Below are 25,221 nucleotides of genomic sequence, written 5' to 3'. Positions count from 1 at the left end.
CTCCGCCGCCCGTACTTCCCCCATGCCGCAGGCCAGGGGACGGCTCGGCGCGCGCACCACCATACTGGCCGCCGCCGCGCGACTCTGCGCACCCGCAGAGAACAAGGATGCACCCACCCCTCCCCCGGCGGGCAATCCGGGAGGTGACATAGCACATCACGCGCCGGTCCGACCGGTGTCGGTGGCTGAATTGGACAGCCGCGACATGGTGGCACACATCACAGCGACGGCCATCCCTCCGAGCATGAAGAGGGTCAGACCGATCTCGTCGCCGAAGACGTAGTCGCCCTCGGGCCGCCCGCTCAGCAGGACGACGACGGCGATGAACCAGCCCACCGCCGGTGCCAGCGCGCCGAGCTGGGTCCGGGTGAGCAGCCGGCCCCCGAGGAACAGTCCGCCCGACGCGGCGAGCGCGAGCAGCAACCCGCCCGGGAACAGGGCGCCTTGGACCAGCGTGCCCGCGATCGCGACGGCGGCTCCCAGCACGGCGAGGCCGAGGTACGCGGCGATGCGCCGGGGGTTCGGGGGCGCGGCGAGGCCGGTGGGTGCCGGGCTCCTGGGCGGGGCGTTGGTGCGCGGCGCCCGCGAAGAGGCGCGCTGTCTCTGCCTGCTGCTCATGTCCGTGCTCCCGGTGTGCCCGCCGTGCCCGGCACGCCCGCGAAGAGGTCGTTCTCGCGGGACCCGTCGTCGCCGCCCGCGGATCCCCGCGCCAGTTCGTAGTACTCGGTGGTGAGGACGGGCTGCCCCAGATCGTTCGAGAGAGCGAAGAACGGGCCGTCCACGGCGATCTGGGTGGCGTGCGCCCGCATCGCCGCGGTCTTCGCCGCCGCGTACGCCGTGCCGTCGATCTCCGCGGTGATCCTGGCGTCGTCCACCACACCGGGTACGTCGTCGATGGCGGCGATGCCCGGGAAGGCGTCCGGGGCCGTGTCCCGGAGCCGGGCGAAGGCCTGCTCGGCGACGGAGCGGGGCACCCGGTTCCAGTAGATCTTCGCAATCGCGTACGGGGAGGCGGTGCCGTCGCCGTACGCGGGGTCGGCGGCCAGTTCGGCCGCGCGCATCGCGACGCGGTGTGCCTGGACGTGGTCCGGGTGGCCGTAGCCGCCGTCGGGGTCGTACGTGACCAGGACCTGCGGGCGTACCGACCGGATCACCTCGACGAGATGCCCCGCGGCCTCGTCCGGGTCGGCGTCCCGGAAGGCGCCGGGCCGGTGGTTCTGTTCGGTGCCCGCCATCCCGGAGTCGCGGTACCGGCCGGGGCCGCCCAGGAAGCGGTGATCGGTCACCCCGAGCTCCCGCATCGCGGCGGCGAGTTCACCGACGCGATGGGTGCCCAGGGTGTCGTCCCGGTCGGCGGCGAGGTGTGCCAGGTCCGGTGGGATGACCTCGCCCTCTTCGCCGAGTGTGCACGTCACCAGGGTGACGTGGGCGCCCTCGGCCGCGTACCTGGCCATGGTGGCGCCGTTGTTGATCGACTCGTCGTCGGGGTGCGCGTGCACGAGCAGCAGACGGCGGGCGGGAAGGTCCTTCATGGGACCAGCCTACGAGCCGTGTGCCGTGCGGACCGAATGCCCCACGGAAGGGGCGGTGTCCGGGCGGCACGGGGGCGTCCTGACGCACCCCGCACCCGTCCGGGCACCCGAGCCCGTCCGGGCACCCGGCGCGCCGGTCAGAACTTGATGCCCCCGATCATGCCTGCCACGTTCGACGTCACCTCCGAGATGGTCGGGGCGATCGACGAGCTCGCCATGTAGAAGCCGAGCAACATGCAGACCACCGCGTGTCCGCCCTTCAGTCCGGATTTCCGGATCAGCAGGAAGACGACGATCGCCAGCAGCACCACCGCCGAAATCGAGAGTGCCACGGCGGTTCACCTCCATCAGAACGGTCGGGACGGGCAGCACACATGGAGCCAGCAGGTTCATACCCACCGAGCGCTACGGATCATAACTATCCGTGCCAACGCATTGGTCGGGGCACAGCAGCACGAGGGGCGCACGGACCGGCGCCCGCGGGCTAGGTTCAGTGCCATGACCTCGCAGAAGCTGTCTTTTCCCCGCCAGCACGCCCGGACCCAGCGGTTCACTCTCGGCGCACCCCGCGCCTTCACCGTCTCACCGGATGGGACGCGGGTGGTCTTCCTCCGGTCCGGCTCCGGCACCGACCGGACGAACCGGCTCCGGGTGCTGGACACCCGCACCGGCGAGGAGCGGGTGGCAGCCGATCCCGGGACCCTGCTGGGCGGTTCGGCGGAGAGGCTGTCGCCTCAGGAGCGGGCCCGGCGTGAGCGGGTCCGGGAGGGCTCGGCCGGAATCGTGGGCTACGCGGTCGACGACGCCGTGGAGTTGGCCGCGTTCGCGCTCTCCGGCAAGGCGTACGTGGCCGAGTTGACGGTCGGCACCGCGCGGGCCCTGCCGGTGCCGGGCCCGGTGATCGACCCGCGCCCCTCCCCCGACGGGCGGCACGTCGCCTACGTCACGCGGGGCTCCCTGCGGGTGGTGGGCGCGGAGGGCGACGGGGACCGCCCGGTCGCCGAGCCGGAGGACCCGCACACCTCGTACGGACTCGCCGAGTTCGTGGCGGCGGAGGAGATGAGCCGCTACCGCGGTTTCTGGTGGTCGCCGGAGTCGGACCGCCTGCTGGTCGCCCGCGTCGACGACAGCGCCGTACAGCGGTGGTGGATCGCCGATCCCGCGAACCCGGGCAGCAAGCCGGCCGAGGTGGGCTATCCGGCCGCGGGAACGGCCGACGCCGAGGTGCGGCTCTTCCTGACGGACCTGGACGGCGGGCGTACGGAGGTCGTCTGGGACCGGGCCCGCTTCCCGTACCTGGCCCGGGTGCACTGGTCCTCGCACGGCGCCCCGCTGCTCCTGGTGCAGGCCCGTGACCAGCGCAGTCAGCTGCATCTCGCCGTCGACACGGAGAGCGGCGCGACCCGCACGGTGCATGTCGACGAGGACGAGATCTGGCTCGATCTTTTCGCCGGAGTGCCCGCGTGGGCGCCGGACGGACGGCTGGTGCGGATCGCCGACGAGGGCGGCGCACGCGTGCTCTCGGTCGGCGACCGGCCGCTGACCGGGGCCCAGCTGCACATCCAGTCGGTCCTGGACATCGGCGAGTCGGACATCCTGGTGTCGGCCACGGCGGGCGAGAAGGCGGCGGACCCGGAGATCGGCCAGAGCCACGTCTACCGGGTCAACGAGCTGGGCGTGGAGCGGGTTTCCGAGGGTCCGGGGGTGCATTCCGCGGTGCGCGCGGGCGGCGTGACGGTGCTGGTCTCGGCCTCCTTGGAGCATCCCGGAGCGGCCGTGCGGGTCCTGCGGGACGGCGAGCGGATCGCCACCGTCGCGAACCTCGCCCAGGAGCCGGTGCTGACGGCACGGGTACAGCTGACCGAGGGGGGCGCACGGCGAATTCCGTGCGCCGTGCTGCTCCCCACGAACTACATGGAATCAGATGGTCCGCTTCCGGTCCTGATGGATCCGTACGGCGGCCCGCACGGCCGCCGGGTCGTCGCCGCCCACAATCCGCATCTGACCTCGCAGTGGTTCGCCGACCAGGGGTTCGCCGTGGTCGTCGCCGACGGCCGGGGCGCGCCCGGTCGTTCGCCCGGCTGGGAGAAGGCGATCAGGGACGACTTCGCCCTGACCCTCGACGACCAGGTGGAGGCCCTGCACGCCCTGGCCGAGCGCTTCCCGCTGGATCTGTCGAAGGTGGCGATGCGCGGCTGGTCGTACGGCGGCTACCTCTCGGCGCTCGCGGTGCTGCGGCGCCCCGACGTCTTCCACGCGGCCGTCGTGGGCGCCCCGGTGACCGACTGGCGGCTGTACGACACCCACTACACGGAGCGCTACCTCGGCGACCCGGCGGCGCAGCCCGAGGTGTACGCGTACAACTCGCTGGTGACGGACGAGGGGCTGTCCAGGCCCGCCGACCAGGTGCGGCCGATGATGATCGTCCACGGCCTCGCCGACGACAACGTGGTCGTGGCCCACGCGCTGCGGCTGTCGTCCGCGCTGCTGTCCGCGGGCCGGCCGCACGAGGTGCTGCCGCTGAGCGGGGTGACGCACATGACCCCGCAGGAGCAGGTCGCGGAGAATCTGCTGCTGCTCCAGGTGGACTTCCTCAGGCGGTCGCTGGGGCTGCCGCGGGCGTAGGGCGGCCTCCCGTCCGGATCACGCCGGGTTCACGTGCCCCGGCATGCGCGCCCGCGCCGTCACCACCCCGGTGGCGGGGACGAGGGCGGCGGGGGCCCGAACTGTCCCGGCGGGCCCGGCTGCGGGTAGCCGTAGCCGGGCCCGCCGGCGGGCGGGTAGCCGTACGACGGCGTATCGGCCGAGGGGTAGCCGTAGCCGCCGGCCTGCGGGTAGCCGTAGCCAGGGTCGCCGTATCCCTGCCCCGGTCCGACGGCGTCCTCCGCACCCTGGCGGGACAGCACGAGGAGCACGGCCGCCCCGGCGGACGTATGGAAGAGGGAGGTGAGCACGACGAGCCGGGGCTCGGTCTCCAGACCGCCGAAGCCGTCGAGCAGGCCGTGGTGGACGGCGCGGGCGATCCCGAGTCCTCCGGCGACAGCCACGAATCCGGCGGCGATCATTCCGAAGGGCCGGGCGTGGACGGCGCGGAAGAGCGCGGTGAACGCCACCACCAGGCACAGCACCGCGAGCGCCACGCTGCTCCAGCCCGGCGGTGCGTCGGTCAGCCCCGACCGGACGATCCCCCCGCCGGTGAACCACTCGGGGTAGAAGGCGGAGGGAAGCGTGACGAACTGGCGGATCTCCCAGGCGATCAGGACGGCTCCCGAGGCACCGAGCAGCAGGAAGGCGACGACCGAGGCCCCCCGCCCGGGCCTGGTGGGCCGCCGCTCCCCGGCGTCCACGGGCTGTCTGCGGCCCGCACCACCGGTGACGATCAGCGCGAGTGCGGCGGCCAGGGTCACGAAGGCGCCGATCAGCGCGCGGGTGCGCAGCTCGTCGGTGTACTGGCCGTCCCGCCAGGAGGCGCCGATCGTCCAGAGGCCGGGCAGCCGGAGGGCGAGCGTGACCACCCCGACGGCCACCAGCGCGGACGCGGCCACCCTCGAACGCGGTGCGGCGAAGACGGTGAGGACGTAGACGACGAGCAGCACGGGGTCGCCCTGCGAGGTCGCGGGCAGCGCCCCCGGCCGCGCGTCGCCGAAGCCTGCCCAGAAGCGCAGCAGCTCCAGCGGCTCACCGACCGCCCGGAAGTCGCGCACGATCCAGCCCGCGACGATGGCTCCGAGCACGGCGCACAGCACCGCTCCGGTGATTCCGGCCCCCCGTGTGAGTATCACGCCAGCGATACTCCACCGCCCCGTGCCGATGGACAAGAGGCCCTGGGGCAAGGGGGAACGGGAAACCGGCCGGGGCGACGTGATGAACGCCCCGGCCGGTTCACGGCACCCGCACGGCCGTACGCTCATCATGATGGGGCGTTCGTATATCGGAGCCGCAACAGTCAAGTTGCCTGCGCGTTAACGAACATGATGCTCGTCTATCCTTCTTTCCCACCCGATTCGCCCTTACGCAGGGACGGTGGGGCGTCCGGGGGCGGCGGCGTGTCCGAGGGCCGCGGCGCGTCCTGCGGCTCGGGGGTCTCCAGCACTCCCTCGGGCGGCACCACCCGCTTCTCCTCGGCGAAGTGGCAGGCCGAGTCGTGCCTGGCCGGTGTGTCCGTGTCCCGGAAGACGGCGGGGACGGCCAGCAGCGGCACCTCCAGCTCGCACCGCTCCTGTGCCTTCCAGCAGCGGGTGCGGAAGCGGCAGCCGGAGGGGACCGCGGCCGGGGACGGCACGTCCCCGTGCAGGATGATCCGCTCGCGGTACTCACGTGCCGTCGGGTCCGGCACCGGGACTGCGGACAGCAGCGCCTGGGTGTACGGGTGCGTGGGGTGGTCGTAGATCTCCTCGTCCGTGCCGATCTCGACGATCCGGCCGAGGTACATGACGCCGACCCGGTCGGAGATGTGCCGGACGATCGACAGGTCGTGGGCGATGAAGAGGAAGCTCAGGTGGAACTCCGCCTGCAGCCGGTCCAGCAGGTTGACCACCTGGGCCTGCACCGACACGTCGAGCGCGGAGACCGGTTCGTCGGCCACGATGATCTCGGGGTTGAGCGCGAGGCCGCGGGCGATGCCGATGCGCTGGCGCTGCCCGCCGGAGAACTGGTGCGGGTAGCGGTTGATGTACTCCGGGTTCAGGCCCACGACGTCGAGCAGGTCCTGGACCTTCTGCCGCCGGCTCCCCTTGGGTGCCACCTCCGGGTGGATCTCGTACGGCTCCCCGATGATGTCGCCGACCGTCATGCGCGGGTTCAGCGAGGTGTACGGGTCCTGGAACACCATCTGGATGTTGCGGCGCACGGCCTTCAGCGCACGGCCGGACAGCTTGGTGACGTCCTCGCCCTTGTAGCGGATCACACCCCCGGTCGGCGGCTCCAGGTGCACCAGCATCTTCGCGACGGTCGACTTGCCGCAGCCGGACTCCCCCACGATGCCGAGCGTCTCGCCCGCCGCCAGGTCGAAGTCGACGCCGTCGACGGCCTTGACGGCGCCGATCTGCTTCTTGAAGAGGATGCCCCGGGTCAGCGGGTAGTGCTTGACCAGCCCGCGCACCTGAAGGATCGGGTCGCCCTCGGCGTACGGCCGCGCGGGGACGCTCTCGCGCACCTCGGAGACCAGGGTGGAGCCCCCGGGTGTGACGTCCTGACGGCTCGGGTCCTCAGTGGGCATCGAGCGTCTCCTTCCAGAAGTGGCAGGCACTCCGGCGGTTCTCGTCCACGGTGTACAGCGGCGGTACGTCCGTACGGCACACGGCCTGGGCCATCGGGCAGCGGGGGTGGAAGGCGCAGCCGGGCGGGATGTGCAGCAGGTTGGGCGGCAGCCCCTTGATCGCGTAGAGGTCCTGGCCCTTCTGGTCCAGGCGCGGGATCGAGCGGAGGAGGCCCTTGGTGTACGGGTGGGCGGGCGCCCGGTAGATGTCGTGGACGGGCGAGGTCTCGACGATCCGGCCCGCGTACATCACGGCGATCCTGTCGGCGACGTCGGCGACCACGCCGAGGTCGTGCGTGATCAGGATCAGACCCATGTTGAGTTCGCTCTGGAGCTCCGCGAGCAGTTCCATCACCTGGGCCTGGACCGTCACGTCGAGGGCGGTGGTCGGCTCGTCGGCGATGATCAGCGAGGGCTCCAGCGCCATGGCCATGGCGATCATGATGCGCTGGCGCATACCCCCGGAGAACTGGTGCGGGAAGTTCCCGACCCGCTCCTTGGCGGCCGGGATGCGCACGCGGTCCATCAGCTCGACGGACCGGGCCCTGGCGTCCTTGCGGGACATCCCGCGGTGCACGACGAACATCTCGCCCAGCTGCTGCCCCACGCTCAGCACCGGGTTCAGCGAGGAGAGCGCGTCCTGGAAGATCATGGCCATCTCCTGGCCGCGGATCCTGCGCCGTTCCTCGGTCCTGAGCTTCAGCAGGTCGCGGTCCTTGAAGAGGATCTCGCCCCCGCTGATCCTCCCGGGCGGCATGTCCAGGATGCCCATGATCGCCTGGGCGGTGACCGACTTGCCCGAGCCGGACTCGCCGAGGACGGCGAGGGTCTCGCCCTCGGCCACCGAGTAGTTGACCCCGTTGACGGCCTTGGCCACGCCGTCGCGGGTGTGGAACTCCACGTGCAGGTCTCGCACTTCGAGCAACATGGCGGCGGACTCCTCAGCGCAGTTTGGGGTCGAGGGCGTCGCGCACCGCGTCGCCGAGCATGATGAAGGCGAGCACCGTGACCGCGAGCGCCCCGGCGGGCCAGAGCAGCATGTGCGGTGCGTTGCGGACGTACTGGGAGGCGGCGGAGATGTCGATGCCCCAGGAGACGGCCGGCGGTTTCAGGCCGACGCCGAGGTACGAGAGGGTCGCCTCCAGCGAGATGTACGTACCGAGGGCGATCGTCGCGACGACGATGACGGGGGCGACGGCGTTGGGCGTGATGTGGCGCAGCATCATCCGGGTGTTGGAGGCGCCCAGTGCGCGGGCCGCCTGGACGTAGTCGTTCTGTTTGGCGGTGATGACGGAGCCGCGGGCGATACGGGCGATCTGGGGCCAGCCGAGGAGCACGATGAAGCCGATCACCGGCCAGACGGTGGAGCTGGTGACCACGGACAGGAAGACCAGACCGCCGAGGACGACCGGGATGCCGAAGAAGACGTCCGTGATGCGGGAGAGGACCGCGTCCCACTTGCCCCCGTAGAAGCCGGCCAGGCCGCCCAGGATCCCGCCGAGCAGGGAGACACCGAGCGTGGAGCAGACGCCGACGGTGACCGAGGTCCGCGCCCCGTGGACGGTACGGGTGTAGACGTCGCAGCCCTGTCCGTCGAAGCCGAAGGGGTGGCCGGGCTGGGAGCCCTCCTGGGCCTTGGCCAGGTCGCAGTCGAGCGGGTCCTGGTCCGTGATCAGCGACGGCCAGATCGAGATGACCACCAGGAAGAGGATGATCAGCCCGGAGATGATGAAGACCGGGTTGCGGCACAGGTCGCGCCAGGCGTCGGACCACAGGCTGCGCGGCTTGCCGGCCGGGCCGGTGCCCTCGGGGCCGCCGGGTGTCTTCTCCAGGGTGGTGCCCTCGTCCATGGCGAGGTCCATGGCCCCGCCCGCCCCGGCCCCCGAGATCGCCCCGCTCCCTGTCGCTTCGTCCCACGGCTGCTGCTCAGGCATAGCGGATCCTCGGGTCGAGTACGGCGTACAGGAGGTCGACGATCAGGTTCGCCGCCAGGAAGACGAGGACCAGGACGGTGACGAACCCGACGACGGTCTGGGAGTTCTGCCGGAGGATGCCCTGGTAGAGCTGGTAGCCGACTCCGTGGATGTTGAAGATGCGCTCGGTGACGATCGCCCCGCCCATCAGGGCGCCCACGTCCGTACCGATGAAGGTGATGACGGGGATGAGGGAGTTGCGCAGCAGGTGCCGTACGACCACCCGGCGCCGGGGAAGTCCTTTGGCCACGGCGGTGCGTACGTAGTCGGCGCGGGCGTTCTCGGCGATCGAGGTCCGGGTGAGCCTGGTGACGTAGGCCAGCGACACGGAGGCCAGCACGAGTCCGGGGACGATGAGCTCGTCGACCGGTGCCTCCGGGGACACGGACGGTTTGATGACGCCCCACTCCACCCCGAGGAGGAGCTGGAGCAGCAGACCGGTGACGAACGTCGGTACGGCGATGACGATCAGGGTCAGGATCAGCACCCCGGTGTCCACGGGCCGCCCCCGGCGGAGTCCGGTGACGACGCCGAGGCTGATGCCGATGACGATCTCGAACACGATCGCGATGACGGTGAGCCTGATGGTGATCGGGAAGGCGGTGGCCATCAGCTCGGTGACCTCCTGCCCGTTGAACGCGGTGCCGAAGTCGCCGGTGAAGATGTTGCCCATGTAGGTCAGGTACTGCTGCCACACGGGCTTGTCGAGGCCGAATTCGGTGCGCAGCCGGGCGGCGGTCGCGGGGTCGCACTGGCGGTCGCCGCAGAGGCCCGCGATGGGGTCGCCCATCACGTTCACCATGAGGAAGATCAGCAGTGTGGTGCCGAAGAAGACGGGGATCATCTGCAGCAGCCGCCGGATCACATAACGTCCCATGAGGAGCTCCGGGGGTCGGGGCGAACGGGCGAACGGCGTGGGTCCTCCGGGGACCGGAAAGCCGGGTGGCCGGTGCGGTACGCCGCACCGGCCACCCGGCCTCAGCGGGTCACTTGACCTTGATCTGGTCGTACACCGGGACGCTGAAGACGTTCAGCGCGACGTTCTCGACGCGGTCCGAGTAGCCGGCGCTGCCGTTCTGGTACCAGAGCGGGATGACGGGCATCTGCTCGGCGAGGACCTTCTCCGCGTCCTGGAAGGTGCTGACGGCGGTGGCCTTGTCGGTCTCGGCGTTGGCCTTGTCGACCAGCTCGTCGAACTTCTCGTCGCTCCACTTCCCGTCGTTGGACGGGGCGTTGGTGTAGTACAGCGGCTGGAGGAAGTTCTGGATCAGCGGGTAGTCCATCTGCCAGCCCGCACGCCATGCGCCGGTCAGCTTCTGGGTGGAGACCTGGTTGCGGAAGTCGGCGAAGGTGCCGACCGGGCTCCCGACGCAGGCCTTGTTGTCGCCCATGACGCTGTTGATGCTGTTGCAGACGGCGTCGACCCACTCCTTGTGGGAGCCGGTGTCGGCGTTGTACGAGATCTTGAGCTGGCCGCCGGGGATGCCGCCGCCCTCGTCGATCAGCTTCTTGGCCTGCGCCTTGTCGTACTCGCACGGGGAGCCGCAGAGGCCCTTCTTGAAGCCGCCCTCTGCGCCGAGGACCGGGGAGGTCCAGTCGGAGGCGGGGGTGCGGGTCTTCTGGAAGATCTGGCCGGTGATCTGCTCGCGGTTGATCGCCATCGACAGCCCCTGCCGGACCTTGACCGCGTCGGGGGTGTCCCACGCCTTCACGAAGAACGGGAAGGCGAGCGTCTGGATGATGCCGGCCGGGGTGTTGATGTACCGGTCGCCCAGGTCGCCCTCGACGTTCTTGAGCTGCGACGCGGGCACGTCGTCCACCAGGTCGAGGTTGCCGGCCGTCAGGTCGGTGTAGGCGGTGTTGTTGTCGGTGTAGACCTTGAGGTCGATGCCGCCGTTCTGCGCCTTGTCCGCACCGGGGTAGTCGTCCCACCTGCGCAGGTTCATCGAGGAGCCCTTGGCGTACTCGTCGATGGTGTACGGGCCGTTGCCGACCGGCTTGGACAGCCAGGCGTCGTGGTCCGAGAAGAAGGTCTCGGGAAGCGGCACGAAGGCCGCGTAGCCGAGGGTGTCGGGCCAGAGCGAGAACTTCTGCGACAGCTTGACCGTGAAGGTCGTGTCGTCGACCACCTTCAGGCCGGAGAGCGTGTCCGCGGTGGCCTTGCCCGAGTCGGGGTGGGCTTTGTCGTAGCCGTCGATATAGGCGAAGAAGTACGCGTTCTTCTGGTTGTTCTTCAGTGCGGCGCCGTAGTTCCAGGCGTCCACGAACGACTTCGCGGTCACCTTCTCGCCGTTGCTGAAGGTCCAGTTGTCCTTGATGGTGATGGTGAAGTTCTGCGAGTCCTTCGACTCGATCTTCTCGGCGATCTCGTTCTTCGCCTCGCCGGTCTTCGGGTCGTAGCGAACGAGCCCGCGGAAGACCATGTCCAGAACCTTGCCGCCCTGCACCTCGTTGGTGTTCGCCGGCTCCAGCGGGTTCTGCGGGTCACCCCAGGAGGAGCTCACGATCCCGTCGGCGCCACCGCTGTCGCCGCCACTGTCCCCGCCGCCGCAGGCCGTCGCCGTCAGAGCGACGGCCACCGCGCATGCGGCCCACCTGGCCTGTGTGGCTCCGCGCATGGAGTGCCTCCTAGGGTTCTTGAGTAGCTCAATGCCTCATATCACCTCATATGACACTTCGTCGCATGTTCACGTCCGCCGTCCGGGGCCGCCGGAACGCGAGGACGCCCGGCCCCCTGGATCAGGGGCCGGGCGTCCTCGTGCGGGCGGTGTGACGGGCTAGGCCGCGTGCACGACATCCTTCTCTTCGGCGAAGTGGCAGGCCGACTCGTGCGCGGCCGGCGTGTCCGAGGCCTTGAAGCGCTCGGGGATCGCCAGCAGCGGCACCTCGGTGGCGCACTTGTCCTGGGCCTTCCAGCACCGCGTACGGAAGCGGCAGCCGGACGGCGGGTTGGCCGGCGACGGGACGTCACCGGAGAGGATGATCCGCTCACGTCCGTCACGGGCGTCCGGGTCCGGGACCGGGACCGCCGACAGCAGCGCCTGGGTGTAGGGGTGCGTCGGGTGGTCGTAGATCTGCGTGTCCGTACCGATCTCGGCCATCTTGCCGAGGTACATGACGCCGACCCGGTCGGAGATGTGCCGGACGATCGACAGGTCGTGCGCGATGAAGAGGTAGGAGAGGTTGAACTCGTCCTGGAGCTTCTCCATCAGGTTGATGACCTGCGCCTGCACCGACACGTCGAGCGCGGAGACCGGCTCGTCGCAGATGATGATCTCCGGGTTGAGCGCGAGGCCGCGGGCGATGCCGATGCGCTGGCGCTGACCGCCGGAGAACTGGTGCGGGTAGCGGTTGATGTACTCCGGGTTCAGGCCCACGACGTCCAGGAGGTCCTGGACCTTGCGGCGCCGCTCGCCCTTGGGGGCCACCTCGGGGTGGATCTCGAAGGTCTCCCCGATGATGTCGCCGACCGTCATGCGCGGGTTCAGCGAGGTGTACGGGTCCTGGAACACCATCTGGATGTTGCGGCGCACGGCCTTCAGCGCACGGCCGGACAGCTTGGTGATGTCCTGGCCCTTGTAGAAGACCTCGCCGGCGGTGGCCCGCTCCAGCGTCATCAGGAGCTTGGCGACCGTGGACTTGCCACAGCCGGACTCGCCCACGATGCCGAGCGTCTCGCCCTGGTAGAGATCGAACGAGATCCCGTCCACGGCCTTGACCGCGCCGACCTGCTTCTTGAACAGGATGCCCTGGGTCAGCGGGAAGTGCTTGACCAGGTTGCGCACCTGGAGGATCGGCTCACCCTGCGGGGCCGGTGCCTCGATGGCCGCGACGGCCTCGGTCTCGGTGCTCGCGTTGACCGTCGCCACTTCGGTGACGTTCGGGGTGGCGTCCACGGACTCCTTCTTGATGTCAGCCATGGATCGTCTCCTTCCAGAAGTGGCAGGCGCTGCCGCGGCCGACCAGCTCGGTACCGTCCTGCTCGGTGACCGGGCGAAGCGCCGGGATCTCCGTACGGCAGATATCCTGCGCCATCCCGCAGCGCGGGTTGAAGGCGCAGCCGGACGGCACGTGCAGCAGGTTGGGCGGCAGGCCCTTGATCGCGTAGAGCTCCTGGCCCTTCTGGTCCAGGCGCGGTATCGACTCCAGCAGGCCCTTGGTGTAGGGGTGCGCGGGGCGCTTGTAGATCTCGTGGACCGGGGCGGTCTCGACGATCCGGCCCGCGTACATCACGGCGATCTTGTCCGCGACGTCGGCCACCACGCCGAGGTCGTGCGTGATCAGGATCAGACCCATGTTGAAGTCGCGCTGGAGCTCCGCGAGCAGGTCCATGACCTGCGCCTGGACCGTCACGTCGAGCGCCGTGGTGGGCTCGTCCGCGATGATCAGGTCGGGCTCCAGGGCCAGCGCCATCGCGATCATGATGCGCTGGCGCATACCGCCGGAGAACTGGTGCGGATAGTCGTTGATCCGCTCCTTCGCCGCCGGGATGCGCACGCGGTCCATCAGCGCGATCGACTTGGCCTTGGCGTCCTTCTTGGAGAGTCCCTGGTGCACACGGAACATCTCGCCGAGCTGGTAGCCCACGGAGAGCACCGGGTTGAGCGAGGAGAGCGCGTCCTGGAAGATCATGGCGATCTTCTGGCCGCGGATCTGCCGGCGCTCCTCGTTGCCCATCTTGAGCATGTCCTGGCCGCGGAAGAGGATCTCGCCCTTCGGGATGCGGCCCGGGGGCATGTCCAGGATGCCCATGATCGCCTGCGCGGTCACGGACTTGCCGGAACCGGACTCGCCGAGCACGGCGAGGGTCTCGCCCGCGCTGACGCTGTAGTTGACCCCGTTGACGGCCTTGGCGACACCGTCCCGGGTGTGGAACTCCACGTGCAGGTCACGGACTTCGAGCAGCGGACCGCTCGAGTCGTTCGAACCACGCGGAGCAGGAACATCCGCCGTCTTGTCGATGATGGTCATGTACGCCTCCCTCAGCGCAGCTTGGGATCGAGGGCGTTGCGTACCGCATCGCCGAGCATGATGAACGCCAGAACGGTGATCGACACCATGACCGACGGGATGATCAGCACGAACGCGGCGTTACGCAGCTGCTCCTGGCCGGAGGAGATGTCGACACCCCACGACACGGTCGGCTCGGCGAGACCGATGCCCAGGAAGGACAGCGTGGCCTCGGCCGAGATGTAGCCGCCGAGCGCGATGGTCGCGACGACGATCACCGGGGCGATCGCGTTGGGCAGGATGTGACGGAGCAGGATGCGGCTGGTCGAGGCGCCGAGCGCCTTGGCCGCCATGACGTAGTCGGCCTGCTTGATCGTCAGCACGGAGCCGCGCGCGACACGGGCGATCGAGGTCCAGCCGAGGAAGGCCAGCGCCAGGATGACGACCCAGATGTGACGCTCCTCGAACGAGGTCAGGACGACCATCGCGCCGAGGATGAAGGGGACGCCGAAGAAGATGTCGGTGACCCGGGAGAGCAGCGTGTCGATCCAGCCGCCGAAGTAACCGGCGAGCATGCCGACCACGGTGCCCAGGATCGTGACCAGGGCGGTGACGACGACGGCGACGGTGATCGAGGCGCGGGCGCCGTAGACGACACGCGCGTAGATCGAACGGCCCTGGATGTCGTACCCGAACCAGTCCTCCTGGAAGAAGTTCCCCCACTTGGGCTTCTGCAGGTAGTGGTGGGCCAGGTCCGCGTAGCGCGGGTCGGCACCGGTGAACAGGCCGGGGAAGACCGCCATCACGAGCAGGAAGAGGATCAGGATCCCGGAGACGACGAACAGCGGGCTGCGCCGCAGGTCGTGCCAGGCGTCCGACCACAGGCTGCGCGGCTTGCCCACGGGCGCGGGGGCGGCCTGGGCGGCCGTCTCCTCGGCGGGCTGGTCCGCGGCGGTTTTCTTGAGCGTCTCAGGCATAACGGATCCTCGGGTCCAGGACCGCGTAGAGCAGGTCGACGATCAGGCTGGCTGCGAGATACACGATGACGATCAGCGTCACGATGCCGACGACGGTGGCGCCCTCACGGTGCCGGAGCGCGTCGAAGACCGCGGAGCCGACACCCTTGACGTTGAAGATGCCCTCGGTCACGACGGCGCCGCCGAGCAGGGCGCCGAGGTCCGTGCCGAGGAAGGTGACCACGGGGATCATCGAGTTGCGCATCAGGTGGACACCGATGATGCGGCGTCGGGGAAGCCCCTTGGCCACGGCGGTGCGCATGTAGTCGGAGCGCAGGTTCTCGGCGACCGAGGTGCGGGTCAGTCGTGCGACGTACGCGAGGGAGAGCGACCCGAGGACGACCGCGGGCAGGAAGAGCTCGCTCCAGTTCGCCTCGGCGCTCACGTTGGGATCGACCCAGCCGAGCTGGAAGGCGAAGAAGTACTGGCCGAGGAAGCCGAGTACGAACGACGGGACGGAGATGAGCAGGAGCGTCAGGACGAGCAGTCCGCGGTCGCGGAACGTGTCCGCCTTCAGGCCGGCGAAGATGCCCATGGAGATACCGACGACGACCGTGAAGATGAAGGCAAACAGGGCCAGCCGAACCGTGATCGGGAACGACTCCGTGATGATGTCGGCCACCGGTCGCCCACTGGCGATCTGCGTTCCGAAGTCGCCCTGGAACAGATTCACGAGGTAGTTCCAGTACTGGTGCCAGAACGGCAGGTCCAGACCGAGTTCCTTCTTCATCGCCGCGATCTGCGCGGGGTCGACCGTCTGTTCGCCTGCGAGTGCGCGCACGGGATCGCCGGGCAGCAGATACATCATGGCGAAGACCAGCGCGGTCGACCCGAGGAAGACCGGGATCATCTGGAGCAGTCGCCGCGCGACATAACGCCCCATGTTTGCCTCCGAAAGGGATAAAGCAGCCCGAAGGGCCGCTCTCCGGGTACGGAGAGCGGCCCCCCGGGACCTACTGCCTGTGTGGGCGGCTGATGGCCGAGTGGGGGCCCTCAGGCGTTACTACTTGACGACGGTGACTTCGGTGATGTTGTAGTCACCGTGGAAGTCGATCGTCACGTTCTCGACAGCCTTCGAGTAGCCACCGTTGGTCTTGTACTCCCAGAGCGGGATCGCCGGCATCTTCGTGAGGACGAGCTTCTCGGCCTCCTGGTAAGCCTTGATCGACTCGTCCAGGGTCTTGGCGTTGTCGCCCTTCTTGAAGGCCGCGTCGACCTCCTTGTCGGAGAACCGGCCGTTGTTCGCCTCGGCGGTGGTGCCGTACAGCTCCCGCATGAAGTTGACGTTCAGCGGGTAGTCGGCGACCCAGCCACCGCGGTACATGGCCTTGACCTGGTCGTTGTCACGCGCTTCCAGGTCGGTCTGGAAGTCCGGCTTGGCGTCCGGGACGCACTCGACGCCGGTCGAGTTGCGGATGGACTCGCAGACCGCGGTCACCCACTCCTTGTGGCCACCGTCGGCGTTGTACTGGATCCAGATCTTGTTGTCCGGAACACCGCCGCCCTCGGTGACGAGCGCCTTCGCCTTGGCCGCGTCGAACTTGAACACGTCGGTGCCCAGGTCCTGGTTACCGGCGACGCCCGGAGGCGTGAAGCTGGTGGCGGGCTTGCGGGTGCCGTTGAGCACGGTCTTGGTGATCGTGTCACGGTCGATCGCCATCGACAGACCCTGGAGGACCTTCGGGTCGATGTCCTTGAAGGTCTTCGAGTAGAAGGTCGGGACGAGCGACTGGATGGCCGCGTACGGCTCGTCGATCGCGCGGTCACCGAGGTCCTGCTTGTACTTCGGCAGGTCCTTGGGGCCGACCTGGCGGATCATGTCCAGGTTGCCGGACAGGAGGTCCTGGTACGCGGCCTCGACGGTCGCGTAGTTCTTGAAGAGGACACCCGCGTTCTTGGCCTTGTTCGGACCCTGGTAGTCAGGGTTGGCCTTGACCTGGATGAGCTTCTTGTGGTCCCACTTCTCGAAGACGTAGGGACCGTTGCCGACCGGCGCCTGGCCGAAGGCCTTGGTGTCCTTGTAGAACACCTCCGGCAGCGGGGCGAAGGTGGAGTAGCCGAGCTTGTACTCGAAGTACGGGACGGCGCTGTTGAGCTCGATCGTGAAGGTGGTGTCGTCCACCAGCTTCAGACCGGACATCTCCGTGCCCTTGGGGTCACCCTTCTCGGGGTGGACGTCCGCGTAGCCCTTGATGTCCTCGAACCAGAACGAGTTCTGCTGGGCGTTCTTGACGTTCGCGTACCAGTTCCACGCCTTGATGTACGACTCGGCGGTGACGGGGGTGCCGTCGTGGAACTTCCAGCCGGGCTTGAGCTTGACCGTCCACGTCTTGGAGTCGGTGGTCTTCACCGACTCGGCGTTCGTGTAGACGATGTTGCCATCCGCGTCGAAGTCCAGCAGCTGGGTGAACAGCGACTGGATGACGTAGCTGCCGAGCGACTCGTTGGTGTCGGCCGGGATCAGCGGCTTCTGCGGCTCACCGACGTCGATGGACACGTAGCCCGCAGGCTTGCCCTTCTCCTTCGAGGCCGAGTCGCTGCCGTTGTCACTGTCGCCGCCGCCGCAGGCAGTCGCGGCCAGGGCGATGATTGCCGCTCCCGCGACCCACTTGGCGCTCTTGGCACCGCGCATGGGTTTCCTCCTCATGAGTCCACTTTTGACTACAAGAGGGGCACTGTAGAGATCCACCGACACCCCTGACGGCGATCGTTTGCAGTGCCCCGAGTGTGCTCGTGAGTCGGCACTCCCCACAGTGCGCTGACCCATTGACCCGAGCTCAATGGAGCCAACTATTAAGGAACACCGGGCTGTAAACCACACTTAAAGGGTCTCGGTTTGACAACATCAGGAACCCATGGTTGCCCGAAATCCGGACAAAGTGATCCCAGACAGACACGCCCGAAACGGACCGTTAACACATGTTCCGGAGAGCGACGCCCGATATCCGGACAGCTCGGTCAGAGAAATCGGTTGACGAAAGGCCCGGACCTCCACAGTGTCTGCGGGGGTCCGGGCCTCATGTCAATGCCTCGTGCCGACGGTTCGTCGGACGTCGCCGACGACGTGGATCAGGGTCAGTTGTTCTTCGCGCGCGAAGCCGTACGGCCGCGCTGCTTCTGGTCCAGGACGACCTTGCGGATACGGACCGTCTCCGGGGTCACCTCGATGCACTCGTCATCGCGGCAGAACTCGAGGGACTGCTCCAGGGAGAGCTTGCGGGCCGGCACCACGTTCTCCGTGGTGTCCGCGGAAGCCGCACGCATGTTGGTGAGCTTCTTCTCCTTGGTGATGTTCACGTCCATGTCGTCGGCGCGGGAGTTCTCACCGATGATCATGCCCTCGTAGACCTCCGTGGTGGCCTCCGTGAAGATGACACCGCGCTCCTGGAGGTTGACCATCGCGAACGGCGTCACCACGCCTGCCCGGTCGGCCACCAGCGAGCCGTTGTGACGAGTGCGCAGCTCCCCGAACCACGGCTCGTGGCCCTCGAAGAGGGAGTGGGCGATGCCCGTGCCGCGGGTCTGGGTCAGGAACTCCGTACGGAAGCCGATGAGGCCACGGGACGGGACGATCCACTCCATGCGGACCCAGCCCGAACCGTGGTTCGTCATCGTCTCCATACGGCCCTTGCGGGTCGCCATGAGCTGCGTGATGGCGCCGAGGTGCTCCTCGGGCGAGTCGATGGTCATGCGTTCGATCGGCTCGTGCGTCTTGCCGTCGACCTGCTTGGTGACCACCTGCGGCTTGCCGACGGTGAGCTCGAAGCCCTCGCGGCGCATGGTCTCGATGAGGATCGCCAGCGCGAGCTCACCGCGGCCCTGGACCTCCCAGGCGTCGGGACGCTCGGTGTCCAGGACGCGGAGCGAGACGTTACCGACCAGCTCGCGGTCCAGACGGTCCTTGATCTGGCGGGCGGTGACCTTGTGGCCCTTGCCTCCCTTGCCGACGAGCGGCGAGGTGTTCGCACCGATGGTCATCGAGATGGCCGGCTCGTCGACCGTGATCAGCGGCAGCGCGATCGGGTTCTCGGGGTCGGCGAGGGTCTCGCCGATCATGATGTCCGGGATACCGGCGATGGCGCAGATGTCGCCCGGGCCGGCCTTCTCGGCGGGCTTGCGGGTGAGCGCCTCGGTCATCAGCAGCTCGGTGATGCGCACGTTGGACATCGTGCCGTCGCGCTTGATCCACGTGACCGTCTGGCCCTTGCGGAGCTCGCCCTGCTCGACGCGGCACAGCGCGATACGGCCGAGGAAGTTGTCGGCGTCCAGGTTGGTGACGTGGGCCTGGAGGGGCGCCTCGGCGTCGTACTCCGGGGCCGGGACCGCGGAAAGGATCGTGCTGAAGAACGGCTCCAGGCTGTCGCTGTCCGGCGGAACCGTGCCGTCCTCCGGCTTGGTCAGCGAGGCGACACCGTCACGGGCGCACGCGTAGACGATCGGGAACTCGATCTGGTCCTCGTCGGCGTCCAGGTCCAGGAAGAGGTCGTACGTCTCGTCGATGACCTCGGCGATCCGGGAGTCCGGGCGGTCCGTCTTGTTGATGCAGAGGATGACCGGCAGCCGGGCCGTGAGCGCCTTGCGGAGCACGAAGCGGGTCTGCGGGAGGGGCCCCTCGGAAGCGTCGACGAGGAGGACTACCGCGTCCACCATCGACAGGCCGCGCTCGACCTCACCACCGAAGTCGGCGTGGCCAGGGGTGTCGATGATGTTGATGGTGATGACGTCGCCGCCATCTTTGGGGTGGTACTTCACGGCCGTGTTCTTGGCCAGGATCGTGATGCCCTTCTCACGCTCCAGGTCGTTCGAGTCCATCATGCGTTCGTCGAGGTTCTCGGCGGCGTGAGCGGCGAAAGCGCCCGCCTGCTTGAGCATGGCGTCGACCAGCGTGGTCTTGCCGTGGTCGACGTGGGCGACGATGGCGACGTTACGGATGTCGTGGCGCGTGGGCATGGGTGGCTTGCGCTTCTCTCGGGTCGGGGATCAGGCGTCTCAGTCGGTCTCATGTCCTCGTACGCCCCGCCGGGCGGACACGCCACGGCTAGTCCAATGGTACGGGCCCGACGCGCCCGGGGCTTCCCGGCCCGATCCGCGAGACCGGTCTCCAGCCACTGTTCAGCCGATATTCAGCAGGTATTGCGCCATCGTCCGGCGTCCGGCCGGGCGGACGCGGGGGTGTGGGGTGGGGGGTGCGGCCCGGGTCCAGGCAGATCCGACCTTGCCCGCCGGGGGCGCCGACGGGCAAGGGAATTGAGCTGGTCCTGAGCTTGGCATACGCCCTTGACCTGCTACTTCTTACGATTCGCGGGGGAACCTGCCGCTTGTCGCCCGGTGAATCCGATGTCCTCGTAGCGGGGCGCGGCGAAGCCGAAGGCGCCGACGTTGGCGAGCTTCTTGTCGACGGCGACCAACTGTGGCCTCTGATACAGCGGAATCGATCCGGCAGCGGCCCAGATCCGGGCATCGGCCTGCTTCAGCAGATCCCTGGAGGTGTTCGCGTCGAGCTCGGAGACCGCGCGGTCGAACAGCTGGTCGATGTGGTCCGAGCCGACCCGGGTGTAGTTCTGCTCGACGAGCAGCGATCCGTCGGTGGCGGGTTCCGGCTTGGCGAAGATCGGGCGGCCGTCGGTCGCCGGGTAGGCGGTGGCGGGCCAGGAGTACAGCGCGAGGTCGTAGTCGCCGGAGGCGACGTGGTCCTTGAAGTAGCTGTCGTCGGCGACCTTGGTGATCACCGTGCCGACACCGATCGAGTCGAGCATCTCGACGATCTTGTCCCCGACGCTGCGCAGCGACTGCGAGCCGGGCCCCGCCGGGAGGACGAAGCGCAGGGTGAGCGGCTTGCCGTCCTTGCCGAGGCGGCCCTTGAGGGAGGCGGGTGCGGGGGCCGCGGTGCCCGCGGGGGCGTAGGCCCCGGCGGCTCCGCCGGGCTGCTTGTCCTGGGCGGTGGCCTCGGGGGTGTCACCGGTGCGGGTGTCGGCGGGGCGGTCGCCCGGCTTCTCGTCGCCGACGATGTACATCCCCTCGTCGCGGGAGGCCTTGTCCTCCTTCTTCGTGGCCGCCCCCTTCTCCTTCTTCTCCGTCTCCTCGGTCTTCGCGTCGGCCTTCTTCTTCTCGGCGCCGGTACCGTCCGCGTCGGCCCCCTTGTCCGCCTCGGCCTTCTTCCCGGCGTCCGTCCTGTCGGCCTCGCTGCCCGCCTTGGTGTCCTTCGGCTTCTGGACGGCCCCGCCGAGCGTCCAGCCCGCGTCCGCCAGGAGCGCCTGTGCCTCCTTGGTGTCCTGCTCGCCCAGCGCACCGCTGCCGTCCTTGTACGCGGGCTGCCCGGCCAGGGCCAGGTGGCTGCCGGGCGGCTTCGCGGGCAGGCCCAGCGGCTTCAGCACGGTGTCGGCGAGCTCTTGGCGGTTCAGGGCGCGGGCGACCGCCCGGCGGACCCGGTCGTCGGAGAGGGGCCCGGACCCGCCGTTCAGCGCGAGCTGCGTGTAGGCGGGCTCCAGGGACTTGCGTACGGCGAAGCCGTTCAGCGACTTCTGCTCGGCCGCGTACGCCGCGACGGCCTTCCGGGTCTCGGCGCGGGCGGCCTGCGCCGTCTCGGCGGCCTCCTCGTCCGAACCATGGGCCAGCGCCCATGAGCGCAGGGCGGCCGCGGGGGTGATGTCGGCGCCGGGGCCGTGGGCGGGCGGCTGCCCGTTGCCGCCCTGGTGGCGGGCGGCGCGGGCGACACGGTCCGCCGTGGCCGGGTCGATGTCGGCGACGTCGACCGTGCCGCCGGTCAGTGCCTTCGTGCGGTCCTCGGGCTTCACGGCGCGGAAGACCAGCGATTCGAGCTTGGCCTCGTCACCCCACCAGCGCGGGTTCCGGTCGAGCGTGACCGTTCCACCGCCCTTGCTCACCTCGCGGAGGCGAAACGGTCCCGCGGTGTTCTTGAGCGTGCTCCTCGCGCCGTCGTTGAAGGTGCCGGGCGAACCGGTGACCTCCTTGGGGTACAGCGGGGAGAAGAGGGCGCGCCAGTCGGCGTAGGGCTTGGAGAAGGTGACCCTGACCTGCAGGTCGTCCTTCCCGCGTTCGATCTTCTCGATCCGCTCGTAGCCCGCGTTGCGGGCGGTCCAGAACGCGGAGTCCTTGCCGCTGAGCGCGCGCCACTGGGCGACGAAGTCCGGGGCGCCGATCTCCCGGCCGTCGCTCCACACGGCCTGCTGGTTGAGCTTGTAGAGGACGATCTGCTTCGGTTCCCGCTCGATGACCTTCGCGGACTCCAGGTAGTCGGGGTTGAGCCGCGGCTCGCCCCGCGCGTCCATGGGGAAGAGCGAGGGCAGCAGGGCGCCGGTGATACGCGTGGTGGCGCTGTCGGCGTCCGCCTGGAAGGCGTTGAGGGTGGCGGGCACCGCGTCGATCGCCCAGGTGAGCGTGGCCCCCTCCTCGACCCGGTCCCGGGGGGCCGGGGCGATGTCCTGCGGGACGGCCACCGCGACGGGGCCCCCGTCGTTCGAACTGCACCCCGCCAGTACCGGGATCGTGAGCACTCCCGTCGCCAGGAGCGCGACCGAGCGGCGCTTTCGGGCTGTCCCGCGCGGGACGCCGACGTGGGCCATGGCTGATACCTCCGGGGCCGGCCCGGACCACCCCGTACCGGAATGGACCGGAAGATGCTTATTGGTGGCATTTGCAGTTGATCACACTGGTTCGCTGATCCACTGAACTCACCTCCACGCGCGAGGGCCCGCAGGCACGGCCGTCCAAGCCGCCGATGTCACCCGTGCGGCCCCGTCGGGGCGCCCCCTCGGCGCGCGGCGAACCGGTCGGCCTTGCTCCTCCGCAGGCCCGCGATCTAGGGTGAATGCGCTTTCAGAAGAGGGTCGGTACATGCAACAGCACGTGCTTCGGTACGGAAGAAGAAGCGGACGGTCGGTCGAGTGAGCGCCCCCACGGTGTACGACGTCGCCGAGCGGTCGGGCGTCTCCATTGCCACGGTCTCCCGGGTGTACCGCAACCCTGATTCGGTACGCGCCCAGACGCGCGAGCGGGTCCTGGAGGCGGCCCGGGAGCTTGGCTACGTACCGAGCGGGAACGCCCGCGGGCTGGCCAGTCGCACGACGGGGGTGCTGGGGCTCTGCTTCCCCGACTACGCGGATCCGGACGCCGAGGCCGACGCGGAGGCCGACAGCGACGCCGACGACGCGGTGATGCTCTACTCCGACCAGATCATCCGCGGCATGGAACGGGCCGCGCGCCGCCACGGCTACGCACTGCTGATCGCCGCCTCGCTGGAGGGCGGGCCGGAGAGCCTGGTGGCGAAGGTGGCGGGGCGGGTGGACGGCTTCGCCGTCCTCGCGCAGACCGTGCCGACCGAGGACCTGGAGGTGATATCGCGCCGGCTGCCGGTGGTGATGCTCGCCGGTCCCCGCGAGATCGACCACCTGGACCACCTCGTCGTCGCGAACGCCGACGGCGAGCGCGAACTGGCCCGCCACCTGATCGACGACCACGGGCTGCGCAGGCTCGTCTTCGTCGGGGGCGACCCGGACTCCCCGGACGCCGAGGCGCGCTTCCGCGGGTTCCGGGAGGCGTGCCGTGAGGCCGGGCTCCCGGTCCCGGACGCCCCGGATCTGCGGACGGCGATGATGACGCAGGCGGAGGGCGCACGGGCCGCCGAGACGCTGCTGGACCGGGGGGCCGAGCGGCCCGAGGCCATGCTCTTCGCCAACGACCAGATGGCGGTGGGCGCGCTGCGCGCGCTGGAGCGGCGCGGGGTCCGGGTGCCCGAGGACGTGGCGGTGACCGGCTTCGACGGGATTCCGCTCAGCCGGATCGTGCGCCCGTCACTGACGACCGTTCGGCAGCCGATCCGCCAACTGGGCGAGCAGGCCGTGGAATTGCTGGTGCAACGCCTGGCCGACCGGACCCGCGACCCCGTGTCGCTGGAGCTGCCCGTCTCGCTGGCCCGCCGGGCGAGCTGCGGCTGCGGCTGACCCGCCTGGGTCGCGGGGTCACCGCCCGAGCCACGTCCCGAAGAAGCGGGTGCGCCGCGCGTCCAGCTCCGCGAGCTCCCGTTCGCGTCCGTCGTGGGCGAAGTGCCCGGCGCTCAGCACCTGGAGTTCGCGGGGGCCGGGCAGCGCGTTGTGTACGGCGAACTGCCCCGGCGGCGGCACCACGGGGTCGAACAGCGCCGCGGCGACGAGCGTGGGCAGCTCCAGCCGTGCGGCGGCCGTCGCCGCGTCGAAGTACCGCAGCACCTCGCTCACGCCGGGGTGCTCGCGGTGACGGGCGCGCACCGGCTCACCGCTGCCCGTGGAGGGCAGGGTCAGCCGCAGCGGGTGGTTGCCGAACGTCGGGACCGTGAGCTGCGCGGCGCCGAACCGGTCGTCCCAGGGCAGCGCGAGCGCGCCGAGGCCGCCCCCGAAGCTCTCCCCGAGATAACCGAGGCGCCGGGTGCCGGCGAGCCGGGGCAGCAGTTCCTGGAGCGCGGAAGCCGCGCACCACAGGTCGGCCACGCAGTCGCCGATGACGTAGGTGTCGCGTGAACCGATGCCGTGCAGGACGTGTGCGTCGGCTTCGCCGGGGATGTCCGGCCGCAGTCCGCGGCTGCCCATGCCGCGCACGCAGGGCAGGATCGCGGCGGACCCGGGCAGCGGCAGGGGGACGTCGGGGCCGGCCGTCCACCGGCCGCCGTAGCCGTGGCCGACGACGAAGCCGTGCTCCGCGGGGCCGTCGGCGGGCAGCGCCAGCCAGCCGCCGAGGCGTACGCCTCCCACGGAGGTGAAGGACACCCCGTGCAGCCGGACCCCGTCGCGTTCCTCCTCGGCGGGCCCGGCCTCCGGGGCGGTGTCGACGGCGCGGGCCTCCTCGTACCGCGTCCTCCAGAACGCGTCGAAGTCCTCCGGGGCCTCCGGCGCGGGTATGCGCAGCAGCTCGTCGAGCGTCCGTCCGTGGGCCGGGTCGAAGGGAGTACTACCCCGCCGCCGTCGGTCACGCCCTGCGCCACACCGCCGAGGTCATCGGGCCCGACATGCCGCTGATCGTCACGGAGGACGGCATCGCCACCTCCGACGACAGCCGCCGTGCCGACTACTACGCGGGCGCGCTGAACGAGGTGGCCACCGCGCTGCGGGACGGCCTCGACGTCCGGGGCTACCTGGCCTGGAGCGCCCTGGACAACTACGAATGGGGCTCGTTCACACCGACGTTCGGGCTGATCGCCGTGGACCGGGAGACGTTCGAGCGGACCGCGCGGCCCTCGGCCGTCTGGCTGGGCTCGCTCGGCCGCTCCCGCGAGCTGCCCCTCTCCGCCGGCTGAGACCGGCCCCCAGGACAGGGAGCCACCTGACGGCTCCCCTGGTACGGGTGCCGACGGCACCTGACGGCCCGCCGGCACCCGTACCGCACACCGCGGTTCCCGCACGCCTGCCCCGCCCCGCTTCAGTGACAGCAGACAACTCCCTTCGAGGGGTTCTGATGGCCGTCGCACGTTTCTCACCGCTGCGGGGACCGGGGCCGCCGTCCTG

The 25,221-nt window shown here is 69.6% G+C and carries 18 protein-coding genes and 2 pseudogenes; 3 read left to right on the top strand and 17 right to left on the bottom strand.

What is annotated here, in order from left to right:
• Positions 1 to 156: 156 nt before the first annotated feature.
• The 3 genes from ACFWVP_RS14555 to ACFWVP_RS14545 all read right to left on the bottom strand — a co-directional run bounded on the left by ACFWVP_RS14555 (position 157) and on the right by ACFWVP_RS14545 (position 1,864).
• Complete coding sequence (locus ACFWVP_RS14555) at positions 157 to 618, bottom strand: DUF6113 family protein (protein ID WP_384496620.1); 462 nt, start codon at positions 616 to 618, stop codon at positions 157 to 159.
• The gene (gene mshB / locus ACFWVP_RS14550; RefSeq protein WP_384496619.1) at positions 615 to 1,532 is read right to left on the bottom strand and encodes an N-acetyl-1-D-myo-inositol-2-amino-2-deoxy-alpha-D-glucopyranoside deacetylase; all 918 of its coding nucleotides are present in this window, start codon (positions 1,530 to 1,532) and stop codon (positions 615 to 617) included. Before mshB ends, ACFWVP_RS14555 begins: the two co-directional genes overlap by 4 nt.
• Positions 1,533 to 1,669: 137 nt before the next feature.
• A complete protein-coding gene (locus ACFWVP_RS14545; protein ID WP_056793925.1) occupies positions 1,670 to 1,864 on the bottom strand; it encodes a DUF2304 family protein in 195 nt (64 codons plus the stop codon).
• Positions 1,865 to 2,030: 166 nt separating this feature from the next.
• On the opposite strand from ACFWVP_RS14545, the gene ACFWVP_RS14540 reads away from it, so the two are divergent.
• Complete coding sequence (locus ACFWVP_RS14540) at positions 2,031 to 4,157, top strand: alpha/beta fold hydrolase (RefSeq protein ID WP_384496617.1); 2,127 nt, start codon at positions 2,031 to 2,033, stop codon at positions 4,155 to 4,157.
• Positions 4,158 to 4,216: 59 nt separating this feature from the next.
• Here ACFWVP_RS14540 and ACFWVP_RS14535 read toward each other — a convergent pair whose 3' ends face one another.
• The 13 genes from ACFWVP_RS14535 to ACFWVP_RS14475 all read right to left on the bottom strand — a co-directional run bounded on the left by ACFWVP_RS14535 (position 4,217) and on the right by ACFWVP_RS14475 (position 22,311).
• Entirely contained in the window at positions 4,217 to 5,314 is a 1,098-nt protein-coding gene (locus tag ACFWVP_RS14535) for a hypothetical protein (RefSeq protein WP_384496616.1), read from the bottom strand.
• A gap of 200 nt (positions 5,315 to 5,514) precedes the next feature.
• The gene (locus ACFWVP_RS14530; protein ID WP_384496614.1) at positions 5,515 to 6,750 is read right to left on the bottom strand and encodes an ABC transporter ATP-binding protein; all 1,236 of its coding nucleotides are present in this window, start codon (positions 6,748 to 6,750) and stop codon (positions 5,515 to 5,517) included.
• Positions 6,740 to 7,717, bottom strand: a complete 978-nt coding sequence (locus ACFWVP_RS14525) for an ABC transporter ATP-binding protein (protein WP_384496612.1) — start codon at positions 7,715 to 7,717, stop codon at positions 6,740 to 6,742. The genes ACFWVP_RS14530 and ACFWVP_RS14525 overlap by 11 nt, the downstream gene beginning before the upstream one ends.
• 13 nt (positions 7,718 to 7,730) lie before the next feature.
• Positions 7,731 to 8,723 carry an ABC transporter permease gene (locus ACFWVP_RS14520; RefSeq protein WP_384496610.1) on the bottom strand — a complete coding sequence of 331 codons (993 nt, stop codon included), beginning with the start codon at positions 8,721 to 8,723 and terminating at the stop codon, positions 7,731 to 7,733.
• On the bottom strand, positions 8,716 to 9,639 hold the full coding sequence (locus tag ACFWVP_RS14515; RefSeq protein WP_384496608.1) for an ABC transporter permease: 924 nt from the start codon (positions 9,637 to 9,639) through the stop codon (positions 8,716 to 8,718). Before ACFWVP_RS14515 ends, ACFWVP_RS14520 begins: the two co-directional genes overlap by 8 nt.
• 109 nt (positions 9,640 to 9,748) lie before the next feature.
• Positions 9,749 to 11,380 (bottom strand): ABC transporter substrate-binding protein, encoded by a 1,632-nt coding sequence (locus ACFWVP_RS14510; RefSeq protein ID WP_384496607.1) that lies wholly within the window; start codon positions 11,378 to 11,380, stop codon positions 9,749 to 9,751.
• 159 nt (positions 11,381 to 11,539) lie between these two features.
• On the bottom strand, positions 11,540 to 12,682 hold the full coding sequence (locus ACFWVP_RS14505) for an ABC transporter ATP-binding protein (RefSeq protein ID WP_384496605.1): 1,143 nt from the start codon (positions 12,680 to 12,682) through the stop codon (positions 11,540 to 11,542).
• Positions 12,675 to 13,733 (bottom strand): ABC transporter ATP-binding protein, encoded by a 1,059-nt coding sequence (locus tag ACFWVP_RS14500; protein ID WP_384496604.1) that lies wholly within the window; start codon positions 13,731 to 13,733, stop codon positions 12,675 to 12,677. Before ACFWVP_RS14500 ends, ACFWVP_RS14505 begins: the two co-directional genes overlap by 8 nt.
• Positions 13,734 to 13,744: 11 nt before the next feature.
• Positions 13,745 to 14,689: an ABC transporter permease gene (locus ACFWVP_RS14495; protein ID WP_384496602.1), complete on the bottom strand. Its 945-nt coding sequence runs from the start codon at positions 14,687 to 14,689 to the stop codon at positions 13,745 to 13,747.
• Entirely contained in the window at positions 14,682 to 15,611 is a 930-nt protein-coding gene (locus tag ACFWVP_RS14490) for an ABC transporter permease (protein WP_384496601.1), read from the bottom strand. The genes ACFWVP_RS14495 and ACFWVP_RS14490 overlap by 8 nt, the downstream gene beginning before the upstream one ends.
• A gap of 120 nt (positions 15,612 to 15,731) precedes the next feature.
• The gene (locus ACFWVP_RS14485) at positions 15,732 to 17,360 is read right to left on the bottom strand and encodes an ABC transporter substrate-binding protein (RefSeq protein WP_384496599.1); all 1,629 of its coding nucleotides are present in this window, start codon (positions 17,358 to 17,360) and stop codon (positions 15,732 to 15,734) included.
• A 443-nt stretch (positions 17,361 to 17,803) separates the two neighbouring features.
• Entirely contained in the window at positions 17,804 to 19,678 is a 1,875-nt protein-coding gene (gene typA, locus ACFWVP_RS14480; RefSeq protein ID WP_384496597.1) for a translational GTPase TypA, read from the bottom strand.
• Positions 19,679 to 20,013: 335 nt separating this feature from the next.
• Entirely contained in the window at positions 20,014 to 22,311 is a 2,298-nt protein-coding gene (locus ACFWVP_RS14475; protein WP_384496596.1) for an ABC transporter family substrate-binding protein, read from the bottom strand.
• A gap of 321 nt (positions 22,312 to 22,632) precedes the next feature.
• Between ACFWVP_RS14475 and ACFWVP_RS14470 the strand changes: the two genes are divergently transcribed.
• Positions 22,633 to 23,688 (top strand): LacI family DNA-binding transcriptional regulator, encoded by a 1,056-nt coding sequence (locus ACFWVP_RS14470; protein WP_384496594.1) that lies wholly within the window; start codon positions 22,633 to 22,635, stop codon positions 23,686 to 23,688.
• Positions 23,689 to 23,706: 18 nt separating this feature from the next.
• Here the strand turns inward: ACFWVP_RS14470 and ACFWVP_RS14465 are convergent.
• A pseudogene (locus ACFWVP_RS14465) lies at positions 23,707 to 24,663 on the bottom strand (acetylxylan esterase); the annotation flags it as partial.
• Between ACFWVP_RS14465 and ACFWVP_RS14460 the strand changes: the two are divergent.
• A pseudogene (locus ACFWVP_RS14460) lies at positions 24,576 to 25,013 on the top strand (family 1 glycosylhydrolase); the annotation flags it as partial. The pseudogenes ACFWVP_RS14465 and ACFWVP_RS14460 overlap by 88 nt on opposite strands.
• Positions 25,014 to 25,221: the final 208 nt, after the last annotated feature.

Origin of the sequence: Streptomyces sp. NPDC058637, from assembly GCF_042717325.1 — a bacterium.
GTDB lineage: Bacteria > Actinomycetota > Actinomycetes > Streptomycetales > Streptomycetaceae > Streptomyces.
Note: the sequence above shows the minus strand (reverse complement) of the source record. Positions and strands in the feature narration are given on the sequence as shown.

What these genes read in the sequence shown, in the direction of transcription:
- ACFWVP_RS14555 (WP_384496620.1), bottom strand. Translation starts at nt 618, where the DNA reads ATGAGCAGCAGGCAGAGACAGCGCGCCTCTTCGCGGGCGCCGCGCACC.
- ACFWVP_RS14500 (WP_384496604.1), bottom strand. Translation starts at nt 13,733, where the DNA reads ATGACCATCATCGACAAGACGGCGGATGTTCCTGCTCCGCGTGGTTCG.
- ACFWVP_RS14505 (WP_384496605.1), bottom strand. Translation starts at nt 12,682, where the DNA reads ATGGCTGACATCAAGAAGGAGTCCGTGGACGCCACCCCGAACGTCACC.
- ACFWVP_RS14540 (WP_384496617.1), top strand. Translation starts at nt 2,031, where the DNA reads ATGACCTCGCAGAAGCTGTCTTTTCCCCGCCAGCACGCCCGGACCCAG.
- ACFWVP_RS14510 (WP_384496607.1), bottom strand. Translation starts at nt 11,380, where the DNA reads ATGCGCGGAGCCACACAGGCCAGGTGGGCCGCATGCGCGGTGGCCGTC.
- ACFWVP_RS14525 (WP_384496612.1), bottom strand. Translation starts at nt 7,717, where the DNA reads ATGTTGCTCGAAGTGCGAGACCTGCACGTGGAGTTCCACACCCGCGAC.
- ACFWVP_RS14495 (WP_384496602.1), bottom strand. Translation starts at nt 14,689, where the DNA reads ATGCCTGAGACGCTCAAGAAAACCGCCGCGGACCAGCCCGCCGAGGAG.
- ACFWVP_RS14475 (WP_384496596.1), bottom strand. Translation starts at nt 22,311, where the DNA reads ATGGCCCACGTCGGCGTCCCGCGCGGGACAGCCCGAAAGCGCCGCTCG.
- ACFWVP_RS14520 (WP_384496610.1), bottom strand. Translation starts at nt 8,723, where the DNA reads ATGCCTGAGCAGCAGCCGTGGGACGAAGCGACAGGGAGCGGGGCGATC.
- ACFWVP_RS14530 (WP_384496614.1), bottom strand. Translation starts at nt 6,750, where the DNA reads ATGCCCACTGAGGACCCGAGCCGTCAGGACGTCACACCCGGGGGCTCC.
- ACFWVP_RS14515 (WP_384496608.1), bottom strand. Translation starts at nt 9,639, where the DNA reads ATGGGACGTTATGTGATCCGGCGGCTGCTGCAGATGATCCCCGTCTTC.
- typA (WP_384496597.1), bottom strand. Translation starts at nt 19,678, where the DNA reads ATGCCCACGCGCCACGACATCCGTAACGTCGCCATCGTCGCCCACGTC.
- mshB (WP_384496619.1), bottom strand. Translation starts at nt 1,532, where the DNA reads ATGAAGGACCTTCCCGCCCGCCGTCTGCTGCTCGTGCACGCGCACCCC.
- ACFWVP_RS14485 (WP_384496599.1), bottom strand. Translation starts at nt 17,360, where the DNA reads ATGCGCGGTGCCAAGAGCGCCAAGTGGGTCGCGGGAGCGGCAATCATC.
- ACFWVP_RS14490 (WP_384496601.1), bottom strand. Translation starts at nt 15,611, where the DNA reads ATGGGGCGTTATGTCGCGCGGCGACTGCTCCAGATGATCCCGGTCTTC.